Source organism: Qipengyuania gelatinilytica (assembly GCF_019711315.1).
GTDB classification, from domain to species: Bacteria; Pseudomonadota; Alphaproteobacteria; order Sphingomonadales; family Sphingomonadaceae; genus Qipengyuania; species Qipengyuania gelatinilytica.
Map to the genome: position 1 here is coordinate 2,277,703 of NZ_CP081294.1, position 21,398 is coordinate 2,299,100.

The 21,398-nt window shown below is 64.1% G+C and carries 22 protein-coding genes; 9 read left to right on the top strand and 13 right to left on the bottom strand.

Going from position 1 to position 21,398, the window contains the following annotated elements; translation table 11 throughout:
- Positions 1–5 precede the first annotated feature (5 nt).
- Both lipB and K3136_RS11330 read left to right on the top strand, forming a co-directional pair.
- Positions 6–677, top strand: coding sequence for a lipoyl(octanoyl) transferase LipB (lipB, locus tag K3136_RS11325; RefSeq protein ID WP_221430418.1), 672 nt, complete (start codon positions 6–8; stop codon positions 675–677).
- A complete protein-coding gene (locus K3136_RS11330) occupies positions 674–994 on the top strand; it encodes a hypothetical protein (protein WP_221430419.1) in 321 nt (106 codons plus the stop codon). The genes lipB and K3136_RS11330 overlap by 4 nt, the downstream gene beginning before the upstream one ends.
- Before the next feature lie 9 nt (positions 995–1,003).
- On the opposite strand, the gene K3136_RS11335 is transcribed toward K3136_RS11330, so the two are convergent.
- Both K3136_RS11335 and K3136_RS11340 read right to left on the bottom strand, forming a co-directional pair.
- Positions 1,004–1,873: an HpcH/HpaI aldolase/citrate lyase family protein gene (locus tag K3136_RS11335; protein ID WP_221430420.1), complete on the bottom strand. Its 870-nt coding sequence runs from the start codon at positions 1,871–1,873 to the stop codon at positions 1,004–1,006.
- Positions 1,874–1,919: 46 nt separating this feature from the next.
- Positions 1,920–3,032 carry an alkene reductase gene (locus tag K3136_RS11340; protein ID WP_221430421.1) on the bottom strand — a complete coding sequence of 371 codons (1,113 nt, stop codon included), beginning with the start codon at positions 3,030–3,032 and terminating at the stop codon, positions 1,920–1,922.
- A 55-nt stretch (positions 3,033–3,087) separates the two neighbouring features.
- Between K3136_RS11340 and K3136_RS11345 the strand changes: the two genes are divergently transcribed.
- Entirely contained in the window at positions 3,088–4,005 is a 918-nt protein-coding gene (locus tag K3136_RS11345; RefSeq protein WP_221430422.1) for a DMT family transporter, read from the top strand.
- Here the strand turns inward: K3136_RS11345 and K3136_RS11350 are convergent, their stop codons facing one another.
- From K3136_RS11350 to K3136_RS11370, 5 genes are all read right to left on the bottom strand, one after another.
- Positions 4,006–5,322: a DUF2254 domain-containing protein gene (locus K3136_RS11350; RefSeq protein WP_221430423.1), complete on the bottom strand. Its 1,317-nt coding sequence runs from the start codon at positions 5,320–5,322 to the stop codon at positions 4,006–4,008. It lies immediately after the preceding gene.
- 73 nt (positions 5,323–5,395) lie between these two features.
- A complete protein-coding gene (locus tag K3136_RS11355) occupies positions 5,396–5,818 on the bottom strand; it encodes a hypothetical protein (RefSeq protein WP_221430424.1) in 423 nt (140 codons plus the stop codon).
- The gene (gene nadA, locus K3136_RS11360) at positions 5,818–6,804 is read right to left on the bottom strand and encodes a quinolinate synthase NadA (RefSeq protein WP_221430425.1); all 987 of its coding nucleotides are present in this window, start codon (positions 6,802–6,804) and stop codon (positions 5,818–5,820) included. Before nadA ends, K3136_RS11355 begins: the two co-directional genes overlap by 1 nt.
- 83 nt (positions 6,805–6,887) lie before the next feature.
- The gene (locus K3136_RS11365; RefSeq protein WP_221430426.1) at positions 6,888–7,664 is read right to left on the bottom strand and encodes a hypothetical protein; all 777 of its coding nucleotides are present in this window, start codon (positions 7,662–7,664) and stop codon (positions 6,888–6,890) included.
- A gap of 98 nt (positions 7,665–7,762) precedes the next feature.
- Positions 7,763–8,638, bottom strand: coding sequence for an MBL fold metallo-hydrolase (locus K3136_RS11370; RefSeq protein WP_221430427.1), 876 nt, complete (start codon positions 8,636–8,638; stop codon positions 7,763–7,765).
- A 48-nt stretch (positions 8,639–8,686) separates the two neighbouring features.
- On the opposite strand from K3136_RS11370, the gene K3136_RS11375 reads away from it, so the two are divergent.
- Positions 8,687–10,150: a glycerol kinase gene (locus K3136_RS11375; protein ID WP_221430428.1), complete on the top strand. Its 1,464-nt coding sequence runs from the start codon at positions 8,687–8,689 to the stop codon at positions 10,148–10,150.
- On the opposite strand, the gene K3136_RS11380 is transcribed toward K3136_RS11375, so the two are convergent.
- Both K3136_RS11380 and K3136_RS11385 read right to left on the bottom strand, forming a co-directional pair.
- Entirely contained in the window at positions 10,151–10,621 is a 471-nt protein-coding gene (locus K3136_RS11380) for a DUF1465 family protein (RefSeq protein ID WP_247711341.1), read from the bottom strand.
- 80 nt (positions 10,622–10,701) lie between these two features.
- Positions 10,702–10,911 carry a YdcH family protein gene (locus K3136_RS11385; protein ID WP_221430429.1) on the bottom strand — a complete coding sequence of 70 codons (210 nt, stop codon included), beginning with the start codon at positions 10,909–10,911 and terminating at the stop codon, positions 10,702–10,704.
- A gap of 148 nt (positions 10,912–11,059) precedes the next feature.
- On the opposite strand from K3136_RS11385, the gene K3136_RS11390 reads away from it, so the two are divergent.
- From K3136_RS11390 to tilS, 5 genes are all read left to right on the top strand, one after another.
- Positions 11,060–11,215, top strand: a complete 156-nt coding sequence (locus K3136_RS11390) for a DUF465 domain-containing protein (RefSeq protein WP_221430430.1) — start codon at positions 11,060–11,062, stop codon at positions 11,213–11,215.
- An 88-nt stretch (positions 11,216–11,303) separates the two neighbouring features.
- Complete coding sequence (gene ptsP / locus K3136_RS11395; protein WP_221430431.1) at positions 11,304–13,574, top strand: phosphoenolpyruvate--protein phosphotransferase; 2,271 nt, start codon at positions 11,304–11,306, stop codon at positions 13,572–13,574.
- A 143-nt stretch (positions 13,575–13,717) separates the two neighbouring features.
- Positions 13,718–14,560 carry a helix-turn-helix domain-containing protein gene (locus K3136_RS11400; RefSeq protein WP_221430432.1) on the top strand — a complete coding sequence of 281 codons (843 nt, stop codon included), beginning with the start codon at positions 13,718–13,720 and terminating at the stop codon, positions 14,558–14,560.
- 96 nt (positions 14,561–14,656) lie between these two features.
- Positions 14,657–15,544 (top strand): tetratricopeptide repeat protein, encoded by an 888-nt coding sequence (locus tag K3136_RS11405; protein ID WP_221430433.1) that lies wholly within the window; start codon positions 14,657–14,659, stop codon positions 15,542–15,544.
- A 1-nt stretch (position 15,545) separates the two neighbouring features.
- The gene (gene tilS / locus K3136_RS11410; protein WP_221430434.1) at positions 15,546–16,532 is read left to right on the top strand and encodes a tRNA lysidine(34) synthetase TilS; all 987 of its coding nucleotides are present in this window, start codon (positions 15,546–15,548) and stop codon (positions 16,530–16,532) included.
- Here tilS and eda read toward each other — a convergent pair.
- From eda to zwf, 4 genes are read right to left on the bottom strand one after another with little or no spacing between them, the layout of a single operon-like run.
- On the bottom strand, positions 16,529–17,143 hold the full coding sequence (gene eda, locus K3136_RS11415) for a bifunctional 4-hydroxy-2-oxoglutarate aldolase/2-dehydro-3-deoxy-phosphogluconate aldolase (RefSeq protein WP_221430435.1): 615 nt from the start codon (positions 17,141–17,143) through the stop codon (positions 16,529–16,531). The genes tilS and eda overlap by 4 nt on opposite strands.
- Complete coding sequence (glk, locus tag K3136_RS11420) at positions 17,140–18,111, bottom strand: glucokinase (protein WP_221430436.1); 972 nt, start codon at positions 18,109–18,111, stop codon at positions 17,140–17,142. Before glk ends, eda begins: the two co-directional genes overlap by 4 nt.
- A gap of 1 nt (position 18,112) precedes the next feature.
- The gene (gene edd / locus K3136_RS11425; RefSeq protein WP_221430437.1) at positions 18,113–19,927 is read right to left on the bottom strand and encodes a phosphogluconate dehydratase; all 1,815 of its coding nucleotides are present in this window, start codon (positions 19,925–19,927) and stop codon (positions 18,113–18,115) included.
- Positions 19,920–21,368 (bottom strand): glucose-6-phosphate dehydrogenase, encoded by a 1,449-nt coding sequence (gene zwf, locus K3136_RS11430; RefSeq protein ID WP_221430438.1) that lies wholly within the window; start codon positions 21,366–21,368, stop codon positions 19,920–19,922. The genes edd and zwf overlap by 8 nt, the downstream gene beginning before the upstream one ends.
- Between the last annotated feature and the right edge of the window lie 30 nt (positions 21,369–21,398).

Genomic DNA, 21,398 nt, shown 5'->3' on the forward strand with positions numbered 1-21,398 from the left:
CTCCGATGACCCGGCAACTCCCCGAAAATATCGAATGGCGCGCTGAGGTAGGGCAAGTGCCCTATCGCGAAGCGTTGTCCGCGATGGATGAGCGCAACCGGGCGATTTCGGAAGATGGCGAGCGCGAGCTGATCTGGTTGCTCGAGCACCCGCCGGTCTACACCGCGGGCACCAGCGCCGATGGCGCCGAACTGCTCGATCCGCGCTTCGAGGTGGTCGAGGCCGGTCGCGGGGGCCGCTACACCTATCACGGGCCGGGCCAGCGCATCGGCTACGCGATGCTGGACCTCAAGGAGCGCGGCCGCGACGTGCGCTGCTTCGTGCACTCGCTGGAGGGCTGGGTGATCGCCACGCTGGGCGACATCGGGGTCGAATGCTGGCGGAGCGAGGGACGGATCGGCATCTGGACGCGCGACGTGGACGGGCGCGAGGCGAAGATCGGCGCGATCGGCGTGCGCGTGCGGCGCTGGGTGACGATGCACGGTTTCTCGGTGAACCTGTCGCCCGACCTGTCCCATTTCGCCGGTATCGTACCCTGCGGGATCGAGGAATTCGGTGTCACCAGTCTCGAAAAGCTCGGGATCGCCCTTGCGCCGGAGGAATTCGATGAGGCATTGAAGAACCGCGCGGGCGATTTCCTCGACGCGCTGGATAAGAAGGGTTGCGCATTGCCATGAAGCGTCTCGTGAGTGTTCTGGCCGTATCGCTGGTGCTGGCTTCCTGCGGACAGGACGCCGCCGAGGTTGACGAGCGCAATTCCGACAGTACCGCCCGCGGCGAAGTGCTGGGAGGAACCATCAGCGATGCCATGCTCCCGCTCGACGCGGTGCAATCGCAATCGCCTCCGCGAGCGGGGCAAGACAGCAATGCCGGCGGCGTGGATGACGAGAGTTCGAGCAGCGAGCCGGCCATGCAACCGGATCCGCAGCCTGAACCCGAAGCCGAACCCGAACCGGCCCCAGAGCCAGAACCGGAAGCCGAGGCTTCGGAGTAAAGCTCAGCCTTACCCGGTGAGCGCTTTCGCCTTGGCCAGTTCGGCCTGCCCGACATAGCGCCCTCTGAAAGCAATGCGTTCGGCATCGGGATTGAGCGCAAACAACCCGACCAGTTCTCGCGCTTCCGCGATTTCCTCCTGACTGGGGCGGAACGCCGTATTGATGTCGGCCACTTGGGTATCGCTGATTGCGAGCATTCCTGAAAAACCGTCTGCTGCGGCAGCTTGGGCCGCGCGTTTCATGCCCTCGGGCTCACGCAAGTTGCGGAATGGCGCTTCGAGCGCATCGAGGCCCCTTGCATGGGCTGCCAGCAGGACCTGCGCGCGGACATGGGCCAGCGCGTCGGTCCAGAGGCCGCCGGGGCCGCGCATCCTGCGCGCGCCCAGCGAACGGGCCAGGGCGGCAGAATCCCACAGCAGGCCGGAGACGCGTGCGTGCAATTCGTCCGCGAAATGGTGCAGACGCAGCGCCGATGCGGCCGATCCGCCGACTTCGGGCACGATCCGCGTGGAACCCGTCTTCAGGCCCACGCGGCCTTCGATTTCGTAGAGAGCGGCTGCCAGTTCCTTGACCTGTTCGGGACCGTGGCATTCGGCCAGGACGATCCCTTCGGGTCCCCCTTCGAGGGCGGCGGCAAGGTCCTGCCGCCACTCCATCCCGACCATCGGCCCAACGCGGACCCAGCGGGCGAACTTGCGTGCAGCGACGAGCTGTTCGCGGTGCGACATCAGGAAGTCGCGGGCAGCCAGACGGGTCTGCTGCTTGCGCTCTTCGGGAGCCGCCCGCGACAGGTCGACAACGACCACATGGGCACCAGCCGTCGAGGCCTGCGTGAGGGCCTTCTCCTTGTCGGCTGGTGCAAGCAACCACGAGCGCATGCGAACAGATCTCCCTGCGGGTGTCCGACAGCGCCTTTCGCGCGAATCACCCGGCAGCAATATCGCTCGTCTTGGTTAGCATCGGGTAATCGATGTACCCTTCGGGACCCGGCAGGTACCAGCTTTGCGGAACGTTTACATTGGGTTGCAGCTGAGCACCGATACGAAACCGGTCGGGCAGATCGGGGTTCGAGATGAAATCACGGCCCCAGCTCACCGCATCGCAGCGTCCGGCCTCGATATCGGCCACCGCCTGTTCGGGCGTGTAGTCGCTGTTGAGGACGAGTGTGCCCGAATAGAGCTGGCGGATCAGCGGGCTCTGCTTGGGCACTTCGGTTGCCCCGAAAGTGCCCTCCGGACCGGGTTCGCGCAGTTCGAGGAATGCAAGGCCGAGTTCTTCGACCACCTTGGCGGCGGCACCAAAGGTCGCGGGCGGATCGCTATCATCGCAGCCCTGCGTTTCGCCATTGGGGGACAGGCGCACGCCGACGCGGCCTGCGCCCCACACATCGACCAGCGCGGTAAGCACTTCGCGCAGGAAGCGGGTACGGTTCTCGGGGCTGCCGCCATATTCATCTTCGCGCAGGTTGGTGCTGTCACGCAGGAACTGGTCGACGAGGTAGCCATTCGCGCCGTGCAGCTGGACGCCGTCGAAACCGGCCTTTTTCGCATTCTCGGCAGCATGGCGGTAATCGGCCACGACGCGGGTGATCTCGTCCTTCGAAAGCGCGCGTGACTGCTCGTAATCCTTGCGGCCCTCGAAGGTGTGCGCATGGCCGGGCGCCTTGGTCGCGCTGGCCGAAACCGGCGGGTTGCCGCCAAGGAAGTCGGGATGGACGAGGCGTCCCATGTGCCACATCTGCAGAACGATCTGGCCGCCTTCCTCGTGAACGGCATCGGTGACCAGCTTCCAGCCTTCGACCTGTTCGTCGCTCCAGATACCCGGTGCTGCGGGCCAGCCGAGGCCTTCGACGCTGATGCCGGTGGCTTCGGAAATGATGAGACCCGCACCTGCTCGCTGGCGGTAATAGGTCGCCATCATCTCGTTCGGGATCGAGCCGGGCTGCGTCGAACGACCACGGGTCAGCGGGGCCATGAAGATGCGGTTCTTCGCCTCGATGGCGCCAAACTTGAGCGGATCGAACAGTTTTTCGTGCATTGCGGCGAAGTCCTTTTTGGATGTCCTTGTGTGCGACAAGAGCTAGGGGGCGGTCATGGGAGAGACAAGCGCAGAGGCAGGCAAGAATGGTTTTCATGCCGGTGCATGGCACTTTGCCGCGCTGATTGCCGGCAATGTCGCGCTGGCGCTGGGGCCGTGGCTGGTGCGCCTTGCCGATACGGGACCGGTGTCTGTCGCGTTCTGGCGGCTGTTCCTGCCCATACCGCTGATCGCCTTCCTGGCATGGCGCGGGAGGTCGCCCGGCAATCTCGACTGGCGGCTCGCGCTGCTGGTTATGGCGGCAGGCGTGTTCTTCTCGCTCGACCTTGCCAGCTGGCACATCGGGATCGAACAGACCCGGCTGGGCAATGCAGTGCTCTTCGGCAATTCAGGCAGCGTGATCCTGATGGTCTGGGGCCTGATCGCGCTGCGCCGTGCACCATCCTGGCGTGAAGGGGGCGGGGTGCTGGCTGCATTGGTCGGAGCGGCCATCCTGCTCGGGCGCAGCCTGGAGATCTCGACCGCCACCTTCATCGGCGATCTCTTCTGCCTGTTCGCCGGCGTCTGCTATGCATTCTACCTCCTGCCTGCCCAGCGCGCCCGCGCGGTGCTGGGCCAGTGGAGCGTCCTGCTGCTGGTCAGCCTCGCAGCATCGCCCCTGCTGCTCGGCATGGCCGTGCTCGCAGGCGAGCCGGTGTGGCCGGGCGAGGCGGGCTGGACGCCGGTGCTGCTGCTCGCCCTGAGCAGCCAGGTCATCGGACAGGGCCTGCTGGTCTATTCGCTACGCCACTTCCCGCCGCTGATCATCGGCATGGCGCTGCTGACCCAGCCGGCGGTGGCTGCGACGATCGGGTGGGTCGTTTTCGGGGAGCTGCTGGTGCCGCTCGACATTCTCGGGATGGTGCTGGTCGGCACCGCCCTGCTCCTTGCCCGCAGCAGCCCTCCCAGAGTGCAGCCGCGGCCGGGAGGCTGACTACCAGAATTCCCGGTTGAATTCGGCGTGGTGCACCTCGAACTGCTCGAGATCGGGCCCTTTCAGGCTCAGGCGGGCCTGCGCGGCAAGCCTTTCTGCTTCGTCCTTGATGACCTTCTGCCTGCGCTCGTCCTTGATCGGTCCCGCGGCCTTGGCGAGCGTATCGAGCATGACTTCCGAGGCGACCGGCGAGGTGGCGACTGCGCTCCGGATCGCACCGAAACCGCGCTTCACATAGTGATCGAAATTGTCGGGAAGCGGAATGACCGGGCAGTCTTCCGCGTCTTCGCCGCAGATGTCCTTGCGCAGATCGCGCCTTCCGATTTCCGAAGTCGACGCGCCGAGCCAGTGCAGGGCGGTGATCGCGGTGAAAGGATCGTTGATCCCGGGCGAAAGCGCCCGCAGCCCGATTTCCACCAGCTCGTCGAGCAGGAAATGGGGGTCCTGCTCGGGCGTGCGCGTCGATCCGAGGGTGAAGCAGTCGCGCACTTCCTTCTCGACATCCTCAGGCTCGCAACCATCGACCTCCAAGAAGGGCATATCGCGGTGGACGAAGTCACCCGTACGGACCTTGAGGGAGAAAGTGCAGCCGCGATCGCGCGCCACTTTCTCGAGATCTTCGAAGTCGATCAGCTGGACATAGCCGGTATTCCACGCTGTCAGCGGCTTGCCGCCCTTGGGTTCGATCGCGTCGGAAAACTCGTCCTCGACCGGATATGTCTCGCGAATGGCATCGAGCAGGCGGCGGCCGATCCCCTCGAGCACCTTGTTGATGCGGATGGATGACGGGATGTGATTGAGGAAGAAGACGAGCACCGCCACGCAGAACGCCAACAGCACATAGGCAACCAGCAGCGATAGCTGCGGAGTGAAACCGGGTAGCGCGGTGGCGACGGCATCTCCGCTGGTCGCGGGAGTCTCGTCCTCCGCACGCACTGCGCGCAGCACGATCAGCGCATAGACGAAGCTGCCGATGAAGGTGGCGAGACTGATCTGGTTGCCGCGGTCCTCCATGAAATTGGTCAGGAGGCGCGGGCCGTAATTTCCGCTGGCATAGGCAACCGCGGCAATGGTGATGGAGAAGACCGTCGAGGCAACGCCGATCATGCTGCCGGCCATCACCGTAAGCATGTCCGCCGCCCCTTTGGGACGCGACGGGACGATCCATTCAACATCGTTCAGGAATTCTGCAAAGCCCGAACGGTCGAGCCACACCATGACCAGTGCAAGCACCGCCGCAAGGAGCGAGAAAAGCGCCGGATAGAACCAGTAATTGGCGTTCAGGCGCGCCCAGAAAAATCGCAATTCCGCTGTCATGAAGGCCTAAACGCGCTTCCGGCCAAAGGGTTGCCTAGTCCGACGAGTGCCTCTGGTCCTGGGCATGCTCTTGCTACATTTGCGCATAGCTCTCCCTGAGTACCTCCGCGATCTCGGCTAGCGAGATCGTAAACACGCCGCCATTCGCCTCGCGCCACATTGCGACCCCTTCGCCATGGTCCGGAAAATCTCGGTCACTCGATACGAGCGACGTGACGCTCATGTCGAGAGTTTCCCGTGACACGGGGAGATGCTGGACCACGTCGTTGCCCGGAACGGGGGAATAGTTCACGCCGATCATGGAGATGTGAAACACTTCCATCGGCGCGTCATCCGGACCGATAAATTCGATCTCTTGAATCTTGATCAGGGCTCCGTCGTCGACCGGTGCAGTTTCGAACGCCCACACCTGACCGATTTCATAGTTGCGGTCCTGTTTGGCAGCGAGTGGAGCTGCGAATACAAACAGCAGCAGAAATGCGGTGAGGCGGCGCATTAAACCCGACCCAGATCACCCTTGCCGATGGTGCCGCTGGCCATTTCGAGCATGCGGTCGAGGCTCTGCTTTGCCTGCAGGCGCAGGCCTTCTTCGATCTCGATGCGCGGCTCCAGCGTGTCGAGGCACTTGTAGAGCTTCTCCAGCGTGTTGAGCGCCATGTAGGGGCAGATGTTGCAGCTGCAGTTGCCGTCTGCACCGGGCGCGCCGATGAAGGTCTTTTCGGGCAGCGCCTTTTCCATCTGGTGGATGATGTGCGGCTCGGTCGCGACGATCAGCGTATCGCCTTCGAAGGTCTGCGCGAACTGGAGGATGCCGCTGGTCGAACCGACATAATCGGCATGTTCGACGATGGTCGGCGGGCATTCGGGATGCGCCGCGACGGGGGCATCGGGATGCTGCGCCTTGAGCTTCAGGAGTTCGGTTTCGCTGAAAGCTTCGTGGACGATGCACACGCCCGGCCACAACAGCATATCGCGGTTGAACTTGCGGCTCATATAGCTGCCGAGGTGACGGTCGGGGCCGAAGATGATTTTCTGGTCTTCGGGGATCTGGCTGATGATCGTCTCGGCGCTGGACGAGGTGACGATGATGTCGCTCAAGGCTTTCACCTCGGTCGAGCAATTGATGTAGGTCAGCGCGATGTGATCGGGATGCTTTTCGCGGAAAGCCTTGAATTTTTCGGGCGGACAGCTGTCTTCGAGGCTGCACCCGGCGTCCATGTCCGGCAGGACGACGATCTTTTCAGGGCTGAGGATCTTGGCCGTGTCGGCCATGAACTTCACGCCGCAGAAGGCGATGACATCGGCATCGGTTTCCGCCGCCTTGCGCGACAGTTCGAGGCTGTCGCCGACAAAGTCCGCAAGATCTTGGATCTGCGGGCTCTGGTAATAATGCGCGAGGATGATCGCGTTCTTCTCTTTACGGAGGCGAGCGATCTCGGCGAGCAGGTCTTCGCCTGTCGGAAGGCTGGTTTCGGCGGTCATGTTTCGTGTCCCGTCTGAATTGCTTTGAGGCGCTTATAGACGGAACGAGCCGGCTGGCGAGGGGGTTCCTTGCCGCTCCCGGTTTACATGGTGAAGCCGGGCGGCAGGAAGGCCTCCATCGGACGCTCTGCCCCCGGCGTGCCCGCGATCAACTGCTCGGTAATGCCCATGCCGAATGAGGTGTGAGAGATGGCGACCGAAATCGCGAAGACCGCGATATAGAGGCCGAGACCCCACCAATAGGCCGGGTGGACGCGGCCCTGGCTGCGCTTGTCCGCGATCATGCCGATGACGGGGAAGATCATCGTGCACAGCGTCGTGATGAGCCAGGCATTGGGGATCATCAGCGGCAGCGGCAGCAGGCGGCCAAGCCCGGGGCCGGTCAGGATCGCCATGCCGCACAGCATTAGCCTGCGGTGCCAGCCGGTATAACGGCGGCGGCGCAGCGCCCAGAAGGTCAGGCCACCGAACAGCCAGACGAGCGCGGTATTGCTCCACAGGAACTCGCTGACGTGGAAGAAGAACGGTCCGCCCGTGCGGCGTGCGACCACGACCATGATGACCGTGCCGAAAATCACCATCAGCGGAACCCACAGATAGGCGAGTTTGCCGAACTTCGCGTGGAGCGACCAGTTGCCGCTGGATGCGGTAAGGTGCTGGCCGCAGTAAATGCCCAGCCAGCTCATGAAGATCACGCCATGGATGTGGTAGGCCAGCGGCACGTCGAAACTCGAACGCCCCATCGCCAGATTCACCGAAAATCCGGCGACGATGATGAACGACATGACGAATGCCATGATCGTGAAGAAACGCGTGTTTCCGCGAATTGCGCTATCTGGTGATGCGGCTGCAGTAGCCATACTCGTAACTCCCCCAAGAACGAGCGACCGTTTTCACGTTTTCTTTTTTGGCTATTACCGCTTCCGCGCGCAGTCAATCGCCGACATGTGGAGAAGCGTCAGGCGGCTTTCCACACATCGCCGTCACGACCGGCAAGGCCGCGGCGTTCGAGATCGATCAGGTGGGCGGTCACCGACATCTTCGCCGCACCGTGCAGTTTCTCGTCGAGACCCTTGTACATCTTGGGCACGAAGTCGGCCGCTTCATGCGGGCCTTCGCGCAGGTGGCGCAGGATCTGGTTTTCGCGCTGGCGGCGGTGGCCGATCACGCCGCGAACCAGCTGGCGCGGCTTGGTTATCGCCTCGCCATGGGCGGGGTAATAGACCGTGTCCTGCTCGCGGGAATAGAGTTTCTCGAGGCTGGCCATGTAGTCGGCCATATCGCCATCGGGCGGGACGACCACGCTGGTCGACCAGCCCATGACATGGTCGCCGGTGAAGACCGCCCCGCTTTCCTCCAGCGCGAAACACAGGTGATTGGAGACATGGCCGGGCGTTGCAACGGCGCGCAGGGTCCAGCCCGGACCGGTCATGGCCTCGCCGTCTTCCAGCACGCGGTCAGGCTCGTAGGTGCGGTCGAAACTCGCATCGGCGCGAGGACCGCTGTCGTCGAGGACCAGCGGTGCGCAACCGACGATGGGCGCACCGGTGCGCGCGGCGAGTGTCTTCGCAGCGGGCGAATGGTCGCGGTGGGTATGCGTGCACATGATCGCGCAGACATGCTCTTCGCCGATGGCGGCATCGAGCGCGAGCAGGTGCGCCTTTTCGTCCGGCCCCGGATCGATCACCGCGCAGCCATCGCCCAGGCCGACGATGTAACTCTGCGTGCCCGTATAGGTGTAGGGCGAGGGATTGGGAGCGAGCACGCGGCGCACCAGCGGCTCAAGCTGCATCGCTTCGCCCGTGGGCCAGGGCTTGGGGGGAATTCCTGCCATGCCTCAAGCCTGTAGCGGATGGCGCGGCTTGTCGATAGGGAGGGACGCATGGGAGAGAAAATTCTGGTCCTCGACGCGGGGACGACTTCGACGAGAGCCATGCTTTTCAGCCGCGAGGGGCGCATGGAGCGCGTCGCGCAGGAAGAGCTGACGCAGCATTATCCGAAACCCGGCTGGGTGGAACACGATGCGAGCGAGATCTGGGACAAGACCTTGTCCTGCATGCGCGAAGTGGTGGGAGACGATGCGTCCTCGATTGCGGCGATCGGCATCACCAACCAGCGCGAAACGGTCGTTGCGTGGGATCGCAATTCCGGCGAACCGCTTGCACGGGCCATCGTCTGGCAGGACCGGCGCACGGCCGGTTTCTGTGCCGAGCTGAAAGAGGCCGGGCACGAGGCTACTGTGCAGGAACGGACCGGCCTGCTGCTCGATCCCTATTTTTCGGGCACGAAGATGCGCTGGATGCTCGACAATGACGATGCGGTCGGCGCCGCTGCGCAAGACGGAGGGCTGGCATTCGGAACCGTCGAAAGCTGGCTGGTCTTCAAGCTTTCGGGCGGCGAGCATATTTCCGATGCGAGCAATGCCAGCCGTACCCTGCTGCTCGCGCTGGATGGCGATCAGTTCGATGAACAGCTGTGCGAACTTTTCGGCGTGCCGAAGGCGGCCTTGCCGCGGGTCGTGGATACTCACGGCAAGCTTGCGTCATGCGATGCGCAATGGCTGGGCAGCGAAGTCCCGATCTGCGGCCTCGTCGGCGACCAGCAATCGGCCACCATCGGGCAGGGCTGCCTGTCTTTCGGCGAGACCAAGGCGACTTACGGTACGGGCGCATTCGTGCTGACCAACAAAGGCACCGACCTGCCGCGTTCGGAAAACCGGCTGCTCGGTACCGTCCTGCACCAGGAAGGCGGAACCAGAACCTATGCCATCGAGGGCGCCTGCTTCGTGGCAGGCAGCCTCGTCCAGTACTTGCGCGACCAGTTGGGCCTGATCGGCAGTGCGTCGGAAACAGAAGATCTCGCCCGGTCGATCGAGGACAGCGGCGAGGTCGTAATCGTGCCCGCCCTTGCCGGGTTGGGCGCGCCGCATTGGAAGCCGGATGCGCGCGGCGTGATTTCGGGCCTCAGCTTTGCCAGCGGAAGAGCGCAGATCGCCCGCGCGGCGCTGGAAGCAATGGCGCACCAGACGCATGACCTTGCATCGGCATTCGCAGCCGACGGCGCGCCCTGGACGAGCCTCAAGATCGACGGCGGGATGAGCGCGAACGACTGGATGGCGCAGGACCTTGCCGACATCCTCGACCTTCCGGTCGAACGACCCGATTTCGTGGAGACCACGGCGCTCGGAGCCGCGATATGCGCAAGCGTCGGAGCGGGGCTCTATCCCGATCTCGGAAACGCGGCCAGCGCCATGCGCGGTGCAACGCGGACGTTTACGCCTTCGATGTCTGCGGAAGTCAGGAAGGACCGCCTTGCGCGCTATGCCCGCGCGCTTTCGGTAGCCTGATCAGGCGACGCGGAAAGCCTGCGCGATACGGCCTTGCATCGCGCTGACGGGATCGCTCTCGGCTTCATCACCGGCGCGCATTTCCTCGTCGAGCCGGGCAATGCGGGCGTGCAGGCGTTCGGTCTCGCGGATCAACATGCGCGTGGCCGGTTCGAGCAATGCCATGTTCGCGGGATCGGACGGACGCTCTTCGCCGAGCGTGCCATGGCGGCGAAGCTGCGACTTGCTGAGTTCACCCGAGTGATAGGCGCGCTGGTTGAGCAGCCAGGCGAGCACATGCATGACGCGGGTCGTGGTGCGCAGTCCTTCGACCGACAGGGCGATGCGCACCTCGTTGGGAGAATTGCCGTGGCTTGCTTCGTCGCGAAGATCGAAAACGGCGCGTGCCTCGTCGGCAAGCGCCAGGGCTTCGGCATAGAGGTCTTCGACGACCTGCTCGTGAATCGTACGGTCCATGTCCATGGTGAACATCGTGTTACCATTATCGATCCGCGCCGCCCACTGCCGGTTTGACCCGCGTCCCGATCCGGGACGAGTGCGGTGTGCGCCAATCAGGCGATGATGTCGGGAATGAGATTGTCCTCGATCGCCGAAATGCGGTCCTTCAACTGCAGCTTGCGCTTCTTCAGCCGGGCGATCTGGAGCTGGTCGACGAAGCCACCGTCATCGCCCGCATGGGTAAGCGCAGCAATCGCGGCGTCGAGATCGCGATGCTCGCTCCTCAGCGATTCTAGTCGCTTGCGCAATTCCTGTTCGTTCACCGTCGTCGTCCTTGAATCTCGCTTTATCGCATGGCCTGTGAGAGGGGCTTTGTAAATTCGCAAAGCTGTGATTTGATAGTCGGTCTGCGGCTCGTTCCGCATGGCACGAGTCGCTTTGGGGTCGTCACACTCTGAAGGAGACGCATCGATGCAATCATCCCATGTCGCCGCACTCAAGGCCAAGCACGCAGGACTGGAAGCCCGCCTGCATGATGAACAGGCACGGCCGTCGCCCGACATTTCGATGATCCAGCAGCTCAAGAAGCAAAAGCTCAAGCTCAAGGAAGAGATCGCCGCCCACTAGGGCGGGCCCTCTTAGATTGCGGGGCGAGAAGGATTTCCTCTCTTCGCCCCGCTTCCACACCCTCGCATTTTTGCTATAGCCGCTGGTCATGTCAGCAGCTGCATCCGCCCGCCAGATTCTCACGCAACTGCATGAGGTCATGGCTGGCCGCCATCATGCCCAGCACAAGCTCGACCGTGTGGTCGAGATCATCGCCGATAGCCTGACGAGCGAGGTCTGTTCGATCTACCTCCTGCGCGAGGGCGAGCTCGAGCTGTTCGCGACCCGCGGCCTCAACCCCGAAGCCGTCCATGTCACGCGCATGGGCGTGGGCGAGGGGCTGACCGGGATGATCGCGAAGAACATCGAAACGCTCAACCTGGCCGAGGCCAAGGCCCATCCGGACTTCCTCTATCGTCCCGAGACGGGCGAAGAAAAATTCCATTCCTTCGCCGGCGTTCCGATCGTCTACCGCGAGCGGGCCGTTGGCGTGCTGTGCGTCCAGCATGTCGAGCCGCGCCGGTATGAAGACGTCGAGATCGAGGCGCTCCAGACCACCGCAATGGTCCTGTCCGAACTGATCGCGCACAAGGAGCTCGTCGACGACCAAGATACGATCGACCTCGACGAGGTGCCGACCGAATGCGAGGTGTTTGAAGGTCTGACGCTGGTGAAGGGACTGGCCGCCGGGCGGGCGGTTTTCCACCAGCCGCGGGTCGAGATCGACCAGGTCGTGGCCGAGGACATCGAGGCCGAACGCCAGCGCGTCTACCGGGCCTTCGACAAGATGCGCGACCAGATCGATGCGATGGGCCGCGAACCGGAATTCGGTAAGGGCGGCGAGCATGTCGATATTCTCGAGACCTACAAGATGTTCGCCTATGACGAAGGCTGGAGCCGCCGCATCAACGAGGCGATCGACAGCGGTCTGACCGCCGAAGCAGCGATCGAGCGCGTCCAGCAGCGCACCCGCATGCGCATGCGCGAGATCGACGATCCCCTGCTCGCCGACCGGATGCACGATCTGGAGGACCTTTCGAACCGCCTGCTCAGGATCGTATCGGGGCAACTCGGCACTGCGGCGACGCAGGGCCTGAGGCGGGACACCATCCTGTTCGCGCGCAATCTTGGACCGGCGGAACTGCTCGAATACGACCGCCGACGCCTCAAGGGCGTCGTTCTCGAGGAAGGCTCCCTCACCGCCCATGTCGTGATCGTGGCACGGGCGATGGGCGTGCCGGTGCTGGGCCGTGTCGCACGCGTGCGGTCGCGGGTCTCGCAAGGCGACGAGGTGCTGGTCGATGCCGACAAGGGCGTCGTCACATTGCGGCCTTCGCAGCAATTGCTGGAGGCCTTCGATGCGCGCTTCACCAAGAGCCGCGAACGTGCGGCAGCCTATGCGGAATTGCGCGAGGTCGAGCCGTTCACGCGCGACGGCACGCGCATAACGGTCATGATCAACGCGGGCCTGCGCGACGATGTCAGCGCATTGCAGCTGACCGGCGCGGACGGGATCGGCCTCTTCCGGACCGAGTTCCAGTTCCTCGTGTCCTCCACCCTGCCAGCGCGCGAGCGCCAGATGCGTCTCTACCGCGACGTGCTGGACGCGGCAGACGGCAAGCCGGTCATTTTCCGCACCGTCGATATCGGCGGCGACAAGGCTGTGCCTTACCTCGACAACGCTACTGCCGAACGGGATGAGAACCCGGCCATGGGCTGGCGAGCCCTGCGCCTCTCGCTCGAGCGGGAGGGCCTCCTGAAGGCGCAGGCCCGTGCGCTGCTCGAAGCAGCCTCGGGCAGGCAGCTTTCGGTCATGTTCCCGATGGTCTCCGAGCCGTGGGAATTCGATGCCGCCAAGGCGATCTTCGAAGAGCAGCTCGACTTCCTGCGCGAACGCCGCAAGGTCCTGCCCGAAGCGATCGAATATGGCTGCATGCTGGAAGTGCCATCGCTTGCCGAAGTGCTCGACCAGCTTCTGCCCCGCCTCTCGTTCATTTCGATCGGGACGAACGATCTCACGCAGTTCCTGTTCGCCGCAGACCGCGCCAATCCGAAGCTGGCTGCGCGCTATGACTGGTTGAGTCCCTCGATCCTGCGGTTCCTCGCCCGTGTTTCCGCCAATATGGTCGGCAGCAATGTGCGCATCGGGGTATGCGGCGAGATGGGTGGACGCAGGCTCGAGGCACTTGCCCTGCTGGGGCTCGGCTTCACTCGTTTGTCGATCACCCCGGCCGCGGTCGGGCCGATCAAGGAACTGGTGCGCAAGGTCTACCTGCCGGACCTGACCAGCCAGATGCAGCGGTGGTTGATTTCGCCTCCTGCCGACATGCGCGCGGCGCTTACCGAGTGGGCTTTGAGCAACGACATTGAAATCGAGTGATTTAGTCGCTCCTGCGGTGCGCTTCGTCCGCTTGCTGTCCGCCGCACCCATGCACTGCACTTGACAGGAATTGCCGCAACCCCTCTTTTCGCGTCCAGCCAGGGACGGGAACACCCGCGTAGGGTCAAACATTCGGGAATCGCATGGAAGAAGACGACGCCGTCGAAATCGAGGAAACGCGCGTGCAACGCGCGGGTGAGCGCTTGCGCGAAACGCGCGAGGCCAAGGGGCTGTCGATCGAGCAGGTCGCCGCCGACACCCGTATTCCCCAGCGACACCTCTCTACGATCGAGGCCGGACAGTTCTCGGCGCTCCCGTCGCGTACATATGCGATCGGTTTCAGCCGCACCTATGCGCGCACCCTGGGGCTCGACGAGAACGAGATTCTCGACCAGGTCCGCGCCGAACTGGCGGAGGCCGACGGCATTCCTGCCGAAAAGCCGGCGAAGTTCGAACCGGGCGATCCGGCACGCGTCCCGGGACGCGGGCTTGCCTGGTTTGCCGTCTTCGCCGCAATCCTCTTGCTGGGCGGTGTCTACGCCTTTTACTCCAGCTACTTCGCGCCCGGCCTGGGGCCGGCACCGCTCGAAGACCCGGCGGAACAGGTCGCCGGGGAAGAGGCGGCCGAGCAGCAAGCCGAGGCTACGGCTCCGGCCCAGCCGACCGGCGGGCCGGTCGTCTTCACCAGCGAGATGGATGGAACCTGGGTGAAGTTCTACGACGCCAGCGGTACGCGCCTCTATGAAGCGCAAATGGCGGCGGGCGACAGTTACACCATACCCGCCGATGCGGATGGTCCGCAGATCTGGACCGGTCGCCCCTATGCGCTGGCAATCACGGTCGGCGGGCAGCCGGTGCCCAAGCTGACCGAGGAAGATACCGTCGTGCGCGATGTGCCGGTAACTGCCGAAGCATTGCTGGCGCGCGATAGCCGTCCCGCAGCCGATCCGGCTCCGGCCGCCGACGCAAACGACACCTCCACCTGATCCACGGCGGATAAGCAGCCTTCATCCCCTCGACAGGATCGCGGGGGTACGGCAGATTCCGCAATAACGAAGCCCTTCAAAGGAGCATCCCGAACCATGATCGCACGCAGTGCACGCGCGCTCGGCCTCGGCGGCATCGCCCTGGCTCTCGCCGCGACTTCCATGCCCGTCGCCGCGCAGGACAATTCCGAAGCCCGTATCCGCAAGCTGGAATCCGAAGTCCGCGCCCTGCAGCGCAAGGTCTTCCCCGGCGCGGACGGCCGCTATTTCGAGCCAGAGATCAGCGCGCCTGCGACAACGCAGCCGGCGACCACCGCTGCTCCCTCGACCACTGCGGTGACCGACATCCTGACCCGTCTCGATGCACTGGAATCCCAGCTGCAGCGACTGACCGCGCAATATGAGGTCGGCGGCAATGCCATGCGCCTGCTCGAAGAGCGGATCGAAGCGCTCGAAGCGGCAAATGCACCTCCGCCTGCGCCCGCTGCGACAACTCCGGCCGCATCGACGCCTGCTGCAACCACTCCTGCAGCAGAGCGCCCCGATCCTGCCCGTGTCGCTGCCGTCCAGCAGATCACCAAGCCGCAGACCGACGATGCGGGTGACGATGAATATTCCTATGGCTTCCGCCTCTGGGAGGCCGGCTTCTTCCCCGAAGCGCAGCAGCAGCTGACGCTCTTCGTTGAGCGTTACCCCGACCATTCGCGTGCGACCTACGGCCGCAACCTGCTTGGCCGCGCCTATCTCGACGATGGCAAGCCGGGCGATGCCGCGCCCTGGTTCCTGCGCAACTACCAGGCCGACAAGAACGCGGCTCGCGCCGGTGACAGCCTGCTGTTCCTCGCGGAATCGATGATCGCGCTCAAGGACACGCAGCGTGCCTGCATCGCGCTTTCCGAATTCGGCGAGACCTATCCGGCGCTCGCGACGGGTCGCCTGCAGGGTCAGTATGCAACTGCCCGCAGCAAGGTCACCTGCAACTAAGATGGGCATCGACCCGGAACTGTTGGAGCGGTTCCGGGCCGATCTTTCTGCCCTGTGGCTCGATGACGATGAGCCAGAGGCGAAGCTCGGGATTGCCCTGTCGGGTGGTCCCGACAGCCTTGCCCTTCTCGTGCTGGCTGCTGCTGCTTTTCCCGGGCGGGTAGAGGCGGCAACCGTCGATCACGGCTTGAGGGAGGAAAGCGCTGCAGAGGCTGCACATTGCGCTTCCATCTGTGCGCAGCTGGATGTGCCTCACGCAACGCTCGCGGTGCAGCTTGCCGAGGGCAATACCCAGAGTCGGGCCCGCGAGGCTCGCTACGCCGCGCTTTCCGGTTGGGCCACGGATCGCGGGATAGACACCATCTGCACGGCACATCACAGGGACGACCAGGTCGAAACGCTGCTCATGCGGCTCAATCGGGGCAGTGGGTTGTCCGGCCTCGCCGGCGTGCGTGCTGCCGGACTTGCGCCGCATGGTGAGAGCGTCGTGCTGAGGCCATTGCTGGACTGGAGCCGCGAGGAACTCGCCGCCATTGTTGCGGCAAGCGACTTCACGGCAGTCACCGACCCTTCGAACGAGGACCCCGCATACGACCGCGTGCGCATGCGTCAGGCTCTGGCGAAGGCAGACTGGCTGCAGCTTGAAGGAATCGCACGGTCCGCCAAGGTCCTTGCCGATATGGAAGACGACATTCTAGGCCTTGCAGCAGAGGATCTTGAACTCGCGGGCAAGCTCGATGGCGAACGTTACCTATATCGCCCGCTGGCGCGATCTGCCGTTTACCGCCCTTCCGTCTGGGGCGAGATTATCGTCCTGATCTTCGACGAATTCGGACGCAGTATCTCACGCAGCGATGCGGTGCGAATGGCGGAAGCGCTCATGGATGGCGAACCGATCAACATCGGCGGTATTCACGCATCGTCGTGTGCAGATAGCGAAGAACCCGTGTGGACTTTCGCGCCCGAAAATCCGCGGCGGACCGGCTAGCCGCCCAGCGCGGCAGCTTCGCGGGCTACCTTTTCGACTGCTGCCTCGTCGACTGCACCGCGCGGCGCGACCCAGCTTCCACCGACACACAGTACGGGATCGAAGGCGAGCCACTCCGGTGCATTCTCGAGCGTAATCCCGCCGGTCGGGCAGAAACGGCACTGGCCGAAGGGCGCAGCAAGGGCTTTGAGGGCGGGAAGTCCGCCAGCAGCCATCGCCGGGAAGAACTTGAAGTGGGTGAGCCCCAGGTCGAGCCCGCGCATGATGTCGCCGGCATTGGCGATGCCGGGCAGGAAGGGGATGCCCTCGCGGATCGCTGCCTTGCCGAGTGGTTCGGTCAGGCCAGGCGACACGATGAATTCGCTGCCCGCATCGATTGCGGCGGCCAGTTCCTGCTGGTTGGTGACCGTACCCGCACCGACGATCGCCCCGTCGACCTGCTTCATCGCGCGGATTGCGTCGAGCGCCGCGGGCGTCCGCAAGGTCACTTCGAGAACGCGCAAGCCGCCTGCGACCAGTGCACGGGCGAGGGGGACGGCATGCTCCACCTCGTCGACCACGATCACCGGAATGACCGGCGCGGTCTGCATGATGTCGGCGATAGCGGTCATGTGTGTTCTCTTGCGAAAGCGGCAGCGGCGCCGAACAGGCCCGGCTGCGGATGGATGATGAGTTTGACGGGGATCGAGGCCATCAGCTCCTGAAAGCGCCCCTTGGCCTTGAACCTTTCGGCAAAGCCCGATTTGAGCAGGGTCTCGCGAATGCGGTAGCCGAGACCGCCAGCGATCACGACGCCGCCGAAACCGCCCTGGGCCAGCGCGATATCTCCGGCGACGCTGCCCAGCGACATGCAGAAACGGTCGACCGCTGCGGCAGCCAGGCTGTCGCTGCCATCCTGTCCGCGCGTCCAGATCGCGATATCGTCTTCCTCGGCGACGGGCTTGCCCTCCATCGCGGCGAGCGTTTGGTAGATGTCCGAGATAGCGGGGCCCGCCACCACTCGCTCCACCGAAACGCGGTTATGGCGCTTGCGAAGGCGGGCGAGGATCGCGTCGTCGATCTGGTCGAGCGGGGCGAAATCGATATGGCCGCCCTCGGTCGCCGAGACGCGGTAGGTGCCGTCGGGCTCGCGATAGAGATGCGCGACGCCGAGCCCCGTGCCCGGGCCGAGCACGCTCAGCCTTCCCGTGGGTGCGAGCGGCTTGTCCGGACCGGTGAGGTGGATGAACTGGTCTTCGCCGACACGCGCAACCGCATGTGCCACGGCTTCGAAGTCATTGACGATGCAATAGTTTTCTACGCCCAGCTTTTCCTGCACCAGCGCCGGACGGATGATCCAGGGATTGTTGGTGAAACGGATGACGTCGCCGCCCACGGGGCCTGCGATGGCCATCGAGACGCGCGGCGGGAGCGAACCGCCCATACGGTCGCGATAATCCTCCCATGCGGTCTGGAAGCTGGCGTGATCCTTGGTGTGGATCGTTTCGGGTTCGGTGAGGCTGATCGAGCCGTCATCGGCGATCGTCGCGATGGCGAAACGGGCATGGGTTCCGCCGATATCTACGCTTACCAGTTCCATCTTACAGCCCCGCAATTGCCAGCATCGAGGACGCGCCCTGTTCGGCGCCGTCGGCGCCATGCCTGAACATGGCGAAGTATTCGCGGCCCATTCCGGTCTCGGTCTGCGGCTCGGGCGCGGCATCGCGGCTATCGAGGTCGGCGTCGGTCGATAGCGTACCGGTTTCGGCGCAGACCTTCACGATATCGCCGTCACGCAGCTTGGACAGCGGTCCGCCGCCCAGCGCTTCGGGAGTGCAATGGATGGCAGCGGGCACCTTGCCGCTCGCGCCGGACATGCGCCCGTCGGTGACGAGCGCCACGCGGTAGCCGCGGTCCTGCAGGACGCCGAGGGCAGGGGTGAGCTTGTGCAGCTCGGGCATGCCATTGGCGCGGGGCCCCTGATAGCGGACGACCACGACGACATCGCGGTCGAGTTCACCCTTCTTGAAGGCCTCGTTCACGCTCGGCTGGTCTTCGAAGATCCGGCACGGAGCCTCGATCGTCCAGCGTTCGCGCTCGACCGCGGAGGACTTGAAACAGGCTCGACCGAGATTGCCCTCGACGAGGCGCATGCCGCCATCGGCCTGGAAGGGATCGGAGGCTGGGCGAAGCATCTCGGTATCGCCGCTCGGACCCGGATCGCGCCAGACCAGTTCGTCACCATCCATGCCGGGTTCGCGTGAATAGGCCTCGAAGCCGCCTTCCGCGACGGTCAGGATATCCGCATGGGCAAGCCCTTCGTCGAGCAGCGTGCCGATGACATATCCCATGCCGCCGGCATCGTGGAAGTGGTTCACGTCGCCCGATCCGTTGGGATAGACGCGTGCGACCAAGGGAACCGCCGACGACAGTTCCGACAAGTCGGTCCAGTCGAATTTGATGCCTGCTGCGCGGGCCATGGCGGGAATGTGGATCGCGTGGTTGGTCGACCCGCCGGTGGCAAGCAGGCCGATCGCCGCGTTGATGATCGCCTTTTCGTCGACGACGCGGCCCAGCGGGCGGAAGTCGTCGCCGTCCTTGCGGAGTTCGGCCAGGCGGTGCGTGGCCTTGCGGCTCATTTCCTGCCGCAGTTTCGCACCTGGCGGGACGAAGGCCGCGCCCGGAATGTGGAGACCCATCATCTCCATCATCATCTGGTTCGAATTGGCGGTGCCGTAGAATGTGCAGGTGCCGGGCGAATGGTAGCTGCCCATTTCGCTCGCGAGCAATTCGTCGCGCCCGACCTTGCCTTCGGCGTATAGCTGGCGGGTGCGCTGCTTTTCCTTGTTCGAAATGCCGGTTCCCATCGGACCCGAGGGCACGAATACGGCCGGGAGGTGCCCGAAGCGCAGCGCGCCCATAAGCAGGCCCGGGACGATCTTGTCGCAAATGCCCAGCAGCGCAACGCCATCATACATGGCGTGGCTGAGCGCGACGATCGTGGACAAGGCGATGGTGTCGCGGCTGAAAAGCGACAGTTCCATGCCGGCCTCACCCTGCGTCACCCCGTCGCACATGGCCGGTGTGCCGCCTGCGACCTGGACCGTGGCGCCCACTTCGCGCGCCCAGATCTTCATCCGCTCGGGATAGCGATAGTACGGCTGGTGGGCCGAAAGCATGTCGTTATAGGCGGTCACGATGCCCAGGTTGGGCCCGCGGGCCGCCTTGATCGCATCCTGGTCTTCCTCTGCCCCCGCGAAGGCGTGGGCGAGATTGGAGCAGGAGAGCGAGTGGCGGTTGATCTGCTTGTCGCCCTCGCGGTCCATCAACTCGAGATAGTCCCCGCGCGACTTGCGCGAGTTTTCGATCACGCGCTGCGTGACCCGGTGGATCGTGTCTTTCAGCGGCTTAGTCATCGTGCCAGGTAACCCCGTCGCGTTCGGCCAGCGCTACTGCCGCGCTCGGCCCCCAAGTACCGGCTGCATAGGTCTTGGGCTTGATTTCGTTTTCGGCCCACAGGGCGCGGATGTGGTCGATCCAGTCCCATTGCGCCTCCACCTCGTCGCGGCGGACGAATAGCGTCTGGTCGCCGTGGATGAGGTCCAGTAGCAGGCGCTCGTAGGCGATACGGCGCACCACGTCGGAAAAGGCATCGGGCATGGCGATGTCGAGCGGGACCGGGCGCAGGCGCAGCCCGTCGCTGCCGAGGCCCGGCACCTTGGCCATCATGGAAAGCTGGATGTTTTCCTTCGGCTGGATCTCGATCACCAGCCGGTTGGGTTCGGTCTTCGCCCCGCGGCCCTCGAAGATCGAATGCGGGATGCAGCGGAACTGCACGACGATTTCGGTCACGCGGCGCGGCATGCGCTTGCCGTGGCGCAGGTAGAAGGGCACGCCCCGCCAGCGCCAGTTGTCGACATGGGCTTTCACCGCGACATAGGTCTCGGTGTCGCTGTCCTTGCCCAGCTCCTCGTCATAGCCGGGCACGCTTTTCCCATCGACGGCACCAGCGCGGTACTGGCCGGTCACGACCTCGTTCGCCTTGATCGGGCGAAGGGCGCGTAGGACCTTGACCTTCTCGTCGCGCACCGCCGTGGCGTCGAAGCTTGTCGGCGGTTCCATCGCGACCAGTGCGAGCAGCTGGAGAATGTGGTTCTGCACCATGTCGCGCAGCGCGCCGCTGTCGTCGTAATAGGCAACACGCGATTCAAGCCCGACCGTCTCGGCCACGCTGATCTGCACATGCTCGATATAGTTGGAGTTCCAGACCGGCTCGAGCAGGATATTGGCAAAGCGCAGCGCCAGGAGGTTCTGCACCGTCTCCTTGCCTAGGTAATGGTCGATCCGGAAAATGCGGTCTTCGGTAAAGGCCTTGGCCACCGCATCGTTGATCTCGCAGCTCGAGCCGAGATCGGTGCCGAGCGGCTTTTCAAGCGCGATGCGGGCATTGCCCCTGGTCAGGCCGACACGTTCAAGGCCGGCGATTGTCGGTTCGAACAGGCTCGGCGCAGTCGACAGGAAGATGGCGAGGCCGTTGTATTCGCCGACTTCCCTGGCCAGCTCGTCATAGCCTTCGGGCGTCGTCGCATCGACCGGAACGTAGCTCAGCCGGTTGAGGAAATCGGCCATCGGACCGCGGCGGTTCTTCGGAAGGTATTTCTCCAGCGCTTTGCGCGCGAAATCGCGAAATTCCTTCGTGCTCATCTCGGAACGCGCGGTCGCGACGATGCGAAGGTTCGGATCGAGCAGGTTGTCCGCGTGAAGCGCGCAAAGCGACGGCAGGAGCATGCGCTGCGAAAGGTCGCCGGTGGCTCCGAACAGGAGCAGGCGGTCGGCGGTGAATGTCAGCTCTTGCATGGTGCCTTCATCGGCGTAGCTCTCCCTTTG

Coding starts and splice junctions, on each gene's coding strand:
- glk (WP_221430436.1), bottom strand. CDS start 18,111: ATGGAACTGGTAAGCGTAGATATCGGCGGAACCCATGCCCGTTTCGCC.
- K3136_RS11390 (WP_221430430.1), top strand. CDS start 11,060: ATGCAATCATCCCATGTCGCCGCACTCAAGGCCAAGCACGCAGGACTG.
- K3136_RS11365 (WP_221430426.1), bottom strand. CDS start 7,664: ATGGCTACTGCAGCCGCATCACCAGATAGCGCAATTCGCGGAAACACG.
- lipB (WP_221430418.1), top strand. CDS start 6: ATGACCCGGCAACTCCCCGAAAATATCGAATGGCGCGCTGAGGTAGGG.
- K3136_RS11335 (WP_221430420.1), bottom strand. CDS start 1,873: ATGCGCTCGTGGTTGCTTGCACCAGCCGACAAGGAGAAGGCCCTCACG.
- K3136_RS11345 (WP_221430422.1), top strand. CDS start 3,088: ATGGGAGAGACAAGCGCAGAGGCAGGCAAGAATGGTTTTCATGCCGGT.
- zwf (WP_221430438.1), bottom strand. CDS start 21,368: ATGCAAGAGCTGACATTCACCGCCGACCGCCTGCTCCTGTTCGGAGCC.
- K3136_RS11330 (WP_221430419.1), top strand. CDS start 674: ATGAAGCGTCTCGTGAGTGTTCTGGCCGTATCGCTGGTGCTGGCTTCC.
- K3136_RS11355 (WP_221430424.1), bottom strand. CDS start 5,818: ATGCGCCGCCTCACCGCATTTCTGCTGCTGTTTGTATTCGCAGCTCCA.
- K3136_RS11380 (WP_247711341.1), bottom strand. CDS start 10,621: ATGTTCACCATGGACATGGACCGTACGATTCACGAGCAGGTCGTCGAA.
- K3136_RS11370 (WP_221430427.1), bottom strand. CDS start 8,638: ATGGCAGGAATTCCCCCCAAGCCCTGGCCCACGGGCGAAGCGATGCAG.
- nadA (WP_221430425.1), bottom strand. CDS start 6,804: ATGACCGCCGAAACCAGCCTTCCGACAGGCGAAGACCTGCTCGCCGAG.
- eda (WP_221430435.1), bottom strand. CDS start 17,143: ATGACCGCTATCGCCGACATCATGCAGACCGCGCCGGTCATTCCGGTG.
- edd (WP_221430437.1), bottom strand. CDS start 19,927: ATGACTAAGCCGCTGAAAGACACGATCCACCGGGTCACGCAGCGCGTG.
- tilS (WP_221430434.1), top strand. CDS start 15,546: ATGGGCATCGACCCGGAACTGTTGGAGCGGTTCCGGGCCGATCTTTCT.
- K3136_RS11350 (WP_221430423.1), bottom strand. CDS start 5,322: ATGACAGCGGAATTGCGATTTTTCTGGGCGCGCCTGAACGCCAATTAC.
- K3136_RS11375 (WP_221430428.1), top strand. CDS start 8,687: ATGGGAGAGAAAATTCTGGTCCTCGACGCGGGGACGACTTCGACGAGA.
- K3136_RS11405 (WP_221430433.1), top strand. CDS start 14,657: ATGATCGCACGCAGTGCACGCGCGCTCGGCCTCGGCGGCATCGCCCTG.
- ptsP (WP_221430431.1), top strand. CDS start 11,304: ATGTCAGCAGCTGCATCCGCCCGCCAGATTCTCACGCAACTGCATGAG.
- K3136_RS11400 (WP_221430432.1), top strand. CDS start 13,718: ATGGAAGAAGACGACGCCGTCGAAATCGAGGAAACGCGCGTGCAACGC.
- K3136_RS11340 (WP_221430421.1), bottom strand. CDS start 3,032: ATGCACGAAAAACTGTTCGATCCGCTCAAGTTTGGCGCCATCGAGGCG.